Origin of the sequence: Corallococcus sp. CA049B (genome assembly GCF_003611685.1) — a bacterium.
GTDB lineage: Bacteria > Myxococcota > Myxococcia > Myxococcales > Myxococcaceae > Corallococcus > Corallococcus coralloides.
In genome coordinates this window covers 1-6,750 of record NZ_RAWC01000330.1, presented here as the reverse complement: position 1 = coordinate 6,750, position 6,750 = coordinate 1, and the positions used below count along the sequence as shown (strand labels likewise).

Here is a 6,750-nt window from a genome sequence, read left to right as displayed (position 1 = left end):
GGCCGGTGGTTCCGGGCGCGCCTGTGGTTGCGCCGATGGGAGTCGCGCCTGGGGCGGTTCCGCCGGGCGCCGCGCCGGTGGGAGTCGCGCCTGGAGTGGTTCCGCCGGGCGCCGCGCCGGTGGGAGTCGCGCCTGGAGCGGTTCCGCCGGGTGCCGGAATGCCTCCGCGTGCGGCGCCTTCGCCGGGTGCGCAGCCTCCCGGGATGATCGGGCGGGCGGGTCCCGTGCCTCCGGCGGTTCGACCTTCCGCGACGGGGATCCCCGCTGTCCCGAAGACGCCGCCTCCGGGCATGCGTCCCGCCGCTCCCGGTGCGCCGGGGCCGCGACCGGTGGGGTCTCCGGGCGCACCGATGCCTCCCGGTGCGCCGATGCCTCCGGGCATGGTCCGCGCAGGGCCTCCGCCGGGAGTTCCGGGCATGCCTCCGGGAGCGGCGCCTCGGCCTCCGCCGGGAGCGCCCCCGCCGGTGATGATGACTCCCGGTGGTGCGGGGCCTGTTCCTCCGGGACAGCGTCCTCCGACCGCTCCTGGGGTTCCCGGTGTCGGGGCTCCTCCCGGTGCGCGTCCAATGGGGCCTCCGGGCGCAGTGCCGCCGAACGCCATGCAGGGACGTCCTGTCGTCGCGGGTGGCCAGCCCCTTCCTCCGGGTGCTCCGCCGCGGCAAGGGCCTCCAACCGGAGCCGTGCCTCCGGTTGCCGCTGGCGCGCCGGGTGTCGCCGCGCCTCCGCCTGGCATTCCGCTGTCGCGTCCGGCCGCTCCAGGTCCTGTCGCCGTGCCTCCGCCGGGAGCTCCGGCCGCGATGGCCCAAGGCGCGACGAGTGTGCCGCCCGGAAGTCTGTCGCCCGCGACAGCTCAAGGGATGATGTCTGGCCCGGCGAATGGAGCCCAGGGGCTGTCTGGGGACTTGAGTGCCAGCCTCGCTCCAGACAACGCGCAAACGGCCCAGGCTTCGCCTTCGCTGGCAGGGATTGCCCAGGATGGGGCGGGTGCCTCAATTCCTGTCATGGAGCTGTCTTCCGGCGGAGCCCGGCCCCCAGCGGCCCGACGACCGTCCGGAGTGAGCCGAGCCATCACGGCCCCGGCTCCCGCAGTGACCTCCGTCGAGGAGGTCCCGGCCGCCAGCGACCCGGTTCCGGACCTCGGAGGAACGTGGGGGGATGCATTCGCGGACGCATCTTCCGCGAAGCAGGTGGCCTCGGACGTCGCGGATGCCCCGTTGAAGGCCGACGCCGCCAGAACCTCTCCGAGTTCGTCGTTGTCCGACCTGGTGCTGGACGCCGAGTTGCTTGTCGACGCCGACGTCAGTCCGGGTTCCGAGCCGCTCGACGTCGCACCTGTCGTGGCCGCCCCCGAGAAGGCGCCCGAGCCCGCGGCGGTCCTGACCGGGGATGATCTCTCCGACGACGACATCCTCGAAGACGTGGCTGCGGATCCGCCCGCCGCGACCGCTGCGGAGGTTGCGGACGTCCTCGACGTCGAGGACGTGATGTCCGCCGAGCCGCGAACGGCTCCGGTCGCCGAAGCCGCGGACATCCTCGAAGTCGAAGAGGAGATGTCCGCTGAGCCGCAAGCGGCCCCGGTCGCCGCAGCGACGGACATCCTCGAAGTCGAAGAGGTGATGTCCGCCGAGCCGCACTCGGCTCCGGTCGCCGCAGCGACGGACGTCCTTGAAGTCGAAGAGGAGATGGCCTCCAAGCCGCACGCGCCCCAGGCCGCCGAAGCCGCGGACATCCTCGAAGTCGAAGAGGAGATGGCCGCCACGCCGCACGCGGCTCCGGTCGCCGCAGCCGCGGACATCCTCGAAGTCGAAGAGGTGATGGCCGCCGAGCCGCACGCGCCTCCGGCCACCGAAGCCGCGGATGTCCTCGACGGCGCAGAGGTGATGTCCGCCGACCCGCACAAGCCCCAGGCCTCCGAAGCCGCGGACGTCCTCGACGTCGAAGAGGTGATGGCCGCCGAGCCGCACGAACCCCAGGCCATTCCCGAGGCGGAACCCGTCTGGGACGCCGCGCCCGGCGCATCCACGGCTGGCGCGAAGGAAGCACCCGCGCAGGAACCCATCGCAGCCGCTGACGCTCCGAAGGATGGCGGGCTGCTGGAGGCGACGGAACTCGAAGCCATCCCGGACGCGCCCGTCGCCGTCGAAGTCTCGAAGATGGAGACGTCCGTCTCCACGGAGCCTTCACCTGAAGCTCCGGAAGCGTCTGTCATTGCCGCTCCCGCCACCCAGGACGCCGAAGCCGACGCGCTCGAGTTCAGCCTGGCGGGAGATTCGCAAAAGCCCGCCGCGTCCCCGGAAGCCGAATCCTCCGAGTCCTGGCAGGTCGCCGCCGCCCCGAAGTCCGACGCCGCGATCCCCGCGCCCGCTGAAGAGCACCGAGCCGAAGTCCCGCCGGAGTTCGAGGTCGCCCTCGTCGCCTCCACGGAAGCGGCAGCCTCTCCCGCGCCCGAACCCGCTGCCTCGCAGGCGGAAGACCCCACCCCCTCGGCCGCCGAAGAGCCCGTGGCCCTGCCGAAGCCGCGCCTCGTGGCCGCGCCCCCGGCACCGGTCCGCGACCGGACGCCCATCGTGCTCGACGACCTGCCCACCTCCTCCTCCGAGGAGCCCATGCAGCTCGCCTCCACGTGGGAGTTCGTGGGCTGGCAGGGCGGAGGGGAAGGGGAGGGCTCCGTGGGCCACAGCCCGGAGACCACCTGGGCGGACCGCGTCGTGGACCTGGACGTCCCCGCCGCCGCGCCCGCTGCCTCCGAGGACGGCGTGGCCCTGGCCTCCGCGTGGGAGTTCATGCAGCAGCCGTGGCAGCCGCAGGCCGCCGCGGAGGTCGATCCCGCCCAGGCCCTGCTCGCCGCCGCCAGCGCGTCCACCGACACGCCGGTGGACGGTCCCGCCGTCACCGCCGAACAGGTCCTCACCGCGCTCGACACCGCGGACTCACAGGGCATGGTCGGCAAGGTGCTGCTGGCCTACAGCGCGGGCCGCTTCCGCCGGGCCTTCCTCCTGGGTGACAGCTTCGGGCTCGCGCGCGTGGGCCGTGCCTGGGGCCCGGGCAGCGACCGTCCGGAGGTCACCGCGCTCAAGGTGGACCTGGACACGCCGTCCCTCTTCACCTCCGCGCTGAACGGCCCCAGCCCCAGCGTCTTCAGCGCCCCGCAGGCGCCGCAGGACGAGGCCATCTTCTCCGCGCTGTGCGGCGAGTCCGAGTCCCACCTGCTCGTCTTCCCGCTGCACTCGCGCGGCCAGCCCGTGGCCTTCTTCGTCGCCGAGCACGGCCCCGCGCCCCTGGAGGTCGCCATGCTGGAGGAGCTGGGCCGCATCGCGGACCGGGCCGTGGAGATCTGCACCCGCCTCCATCGCTTCCCCTGAAACACGAAGGGCTCCAGAGCTTGAAGCCCCGGAGCCCTTCCTCACTTCAGCTCACGACCGCCGCGGCGCTCAGCTGCAGCCCGTCGTCGTGCCGCAGTTCGTGCACTTGTAGCAGGCGCCGCTGCGCACGGTGATGGCGCCGCACTGGTGGCAGGGCGGGGCGTCCGCCTGGTTCAGGTACGTGCTGCGCGAGTTCATCGCGGACAGCTGCAGCGTCCCCACCTGGGCCGGCACCGCGGCCTGCGTCACCGGCTCCGGACGGGCCTCCTCCACCGGCGTCACCTCCACGTCGTCCGCGCAGGGCTCCGTGGGCAGGAACTTCAGCGACAGCCACCGGAAGATGTAGTCGGTGATGGACTTGGCGATGGGGATGGCCGGGTTGCCCGTGAAGCCGCTCGGCTCGTAGCGGGTGTGGCAGAACTTGTCCGCCAGCACCTGCAGCGGCACGCCGTACTGGAGCGCCAGCGACACGCTGGTGGCGAAGCTGTCCATCAGGCCGCTCACCACCGAGCCCTCCTTCGCCATGACGACGAAGAGCTCGCCCGGCTTGCCGTCCTCGTACATGCCCACCGTCAGGTAGCCCTCGTGGCCGCCGATGGAGAACTTGTGAGTGATCGACTGCCGCTCGTCCGGCAGCCGGCGGCGCAGCGCCTTGGGCTCGGGCGTCACGGCGGGGGCGGGCTCCGCCACCACGCGCTTCGCCTCCGGGGCCTTGTCCTGCGACGTGTTGAGCGGCTGCGTGCGCTTGCACCCGTCGCGGTACACGGCCACGGCCTTCAGGCCGCTGCGCCACGCCTCGATGTACGCCTTCTCGATGTCCTCCACCGTGGCGTCATTCGGCAGGTTCACCGTCTTGGAGATGGCGCCGGAGAGGAACGGCTGCGCCGCGGACATCATCTCGATGTGGCCCATCCAGTGGATGCTGCGCTGGCCCTTGGACGGCTTGAACGCGCAGTCGAACACCGCCAGGTGCTCCGGCTTCAGGTGCGGAGCGCCCTCGATGGTGTCGTGCTTGTCCAGGTACGCGATGATGTCCTGCGTCTGCGTCTGCGGGTAGCCCAGCTTCTCCAGCGCCAGCGGCACCGTCTGGTTGACGATCTTCAGCATGCCGCCGCCCACCAGCTTCTTGTATTTGATGAGCGCGATGTCCGGCTCGATGCCGGTGGTGTCGCAGTCCATCATGAAGCCGATGGTCCCCGTGGGCGCCAGCACCGTCACCTGGCTGTTGCGGTAGCCGTGCTCCATGCCGCGCGCCAGCGCGTCGTCCCACGCCTCCTTCTGCGCCTGGTGCAGCTCCGCGCTCACGCCGTCCGCCGGCAGCTGGTACGCGGCCTTGCGGTGCTTGCGGATGACGCCGAGCATGGGCTCCGCGTTGTTGCCGTAGCCCGCGAACGCGCCCTGCTTCTCCGCGATGCGCGCGCTCGTCGCGTACGCCTCGCCGCACATGAGCGACGTGATGGCCCCCGCCAGGTTGCGGCCGGCGGGGGAGTCGTAGGGCAGGCCGGACGCCATCAAGAGCGCGCCCAGGTTCGCGTAGCCCAGGCCCAGCGGACGGTAGTCGTGGCTGTTCTTCGCGATGCGCTCGGTGGGGTAGCGGCTGAAGCCGACGATGATCTCCTGCGCCAGCAGCACCACGGACACCGCGTGCTTGAAGGCGGCCACGTCGAAGCCACCCTCCAGCGTGCGGAAGTGCATCAGGTTCAACGACGCCAGGTTGCAGGCCGAGTCATCCAGGAACATGTACTCGGAGCAGGGGTTGGACGCGTTGATGCGCGCCGTGCCGGAGCACGTGTGCCACGCGTTCACCGTGGTGTCGTACTGGAGGCCTGGGTCGCCGCACAGGTGCGCCGCCTCCGCGATTTCGCGGAACAGCTCACGGGCCTTGTAGGTCTCCAGCACCTGGCCATCGCGCACCGCGCGCGTCTGCCACGGGCCGTCGTTCACCACCGCCTTCATGAAGTCGTCGGTGACGCGCACGGAGTTGTTGGAGTTCTGGAAGAACACCGACCCGTAGGCCTCGCCGTTGAAGGACGGGTCGTAGCCCGCTTCAATCAGCGCCCAGGCCTTCTTCTCCTCGTTCGACTTGCAGCGGATGAACTCGAGGATGTCCGGGTGCTCGGCGTTGAGGATGACCATCTTCGCCGCGCGCCGCGTCTTGCCGCCGCTCTTGATGACGCCGGCGAACGCGTCGAAGCCTCGCATGAACGACACCGGGCCGGACGCGGTGCCGCCGCCCGCCAGCAGCTCCTTGCTGCCGCGGATGCTGGACAGGTTGGAGCCCGTGCCGCTGCCGTACTTGAAGAGCATGCCCTCCGTGCGCGCCAGCCCCAGGATGGACTCCATGTTGTCGTCCACGCTGTTGATGAAGCACGCCGAACACTGCGGGTGCTCCTCCACGCCCACGTTGAACCAGACGGGCGAGTTGAACGCCGCCTTCTGACGGAGCAAGAGGTGCGTCAGCTCCGCGTGGAACGCCTCGCGGTCCACCGCCGACGCGAAGTAGTGCCCCGCTTCACCCCAGCGGGTGAGGGTGTCCACCACGCGCGCCACCAGCTTGCGCACGCTCGTCTCACGCTCGGGCGTGCCCGGCGTGCCCCGGAAGTACTTCGACGCCACGACGTTCGTCGCCAGCATCGACCAGGACTTGGGGACCTCGATGTCCTTCTGATCAAAGACGACCTTGCCGTCCTCGCCCTTGATGCTCGCGCTGCGGTACTCCCACGCCAGCTCGTCCGCCGGATCCACGCCCGGCGTCGTGAAGAAGCGCTCCACGGTCAGCCCCGTGGAGGCCGTCGCCGCCTTGCCCTTCGCGCGGCCGCCACGCCGCGACTCCCTGCCCCCCACCACCGGCTTCCCACTCAGTTCCTTCTCCATGCCGCCCGCCTCCAGATTCACTGAGAGTGCTGATGCAAAATTTGCGAAATAGCCAACGCCGCGAGATCCCAGGGGATCCGATGATCACTTCCAGGCACGAGGACGGCAGCGTTGGGATGGTCCGGGGTGGGCAGAAGCCAGCGGGCCCACCGCTGGAATCCGGGCCCGGGCCTGACTGCCCACCCGCCGGGCGGGCGGATCCATATGATCGCTGGTGGGGTCCGTCAACATCCCCTGCTCCCCTATACCTAGTGTCAGGGCGCCTCTTACACACTTCATTTGGTAGGGCAGTCCGAGGTGCTCTGATCTGCGTCCAAGGCTGATCTAACAACCCTCGCCCTGGTGGCAATGGCTGCTGTGGCTGGCAATGTATGGCAATGGCCATGCAAAATCGGACAGGAAGGGAAGGGCGCCTGTCCAAGCGCTTGTGATCACTGACGGATGTTTGCTGCCAGTCCGTGTGCCGGGCGTAGGGGCGCTCTGGAGCCCCCGCGACCCATGGGCTGGGCGGGGT

The 6,750-nt window shown here is 70.5% G+C and carries 3 protein-coding genes; 2 read left to right on the top strand and 1 reads right to left on the bottom strand.

The window, feature by feature from the left end; genetic code table 11:
• A partial coding sequence (locus tag D7W82_RS42455; protein ID WP_304988765.1) for a hypothetical protein occupies nucleotides 1-207 on the top strand: 207 nt, incomplete at its 5' end.
• An 848-nt stretch (nucleotides 208-1,055) separates the two neighbouring features.
• On the top strand, nucleotides 1,056-3,362 hold the full coding sequence (locus tag D7W82_RS42015) for a hypothetical protein (RefSeq protein WP_233588174.1): 2,307 nt from the start codon (nucleotides 1,056-1,058) through the stop codon (nucleotides 3,360-3,362).
• Between the two features lie 69 nt (nucleotides 3,363-3,431).
• Here the strand turns inward: D7W82_RS42015 and D7W82_RS37540 are convergent, their stop codons facing one another.
• On the bottom strand, nucleotides 3,432-6,236 hold the full coding sequence (locus D7W82_RS37540) for a vitamin B12-dependent ribonucleotide reductase (protein WP_120622875.1): 2,805 nt from the start codon (nucleotides 6,234-6,236) through the stop codon (nucleotides 3,432-3,434).
• Nucleotides 6,237-6,750 lie beyond the last annotated feature (514 nt).

Coding starts and splice junctions, on each gene's coding strand:
- D7W82_RS37540 (WP_120622875.1), bottom strand. CDS start 6,236: ATGGAGAAGGAACTGAGTGGGAAGCCGGTGGTGGGGGGCAGGGAGTCG.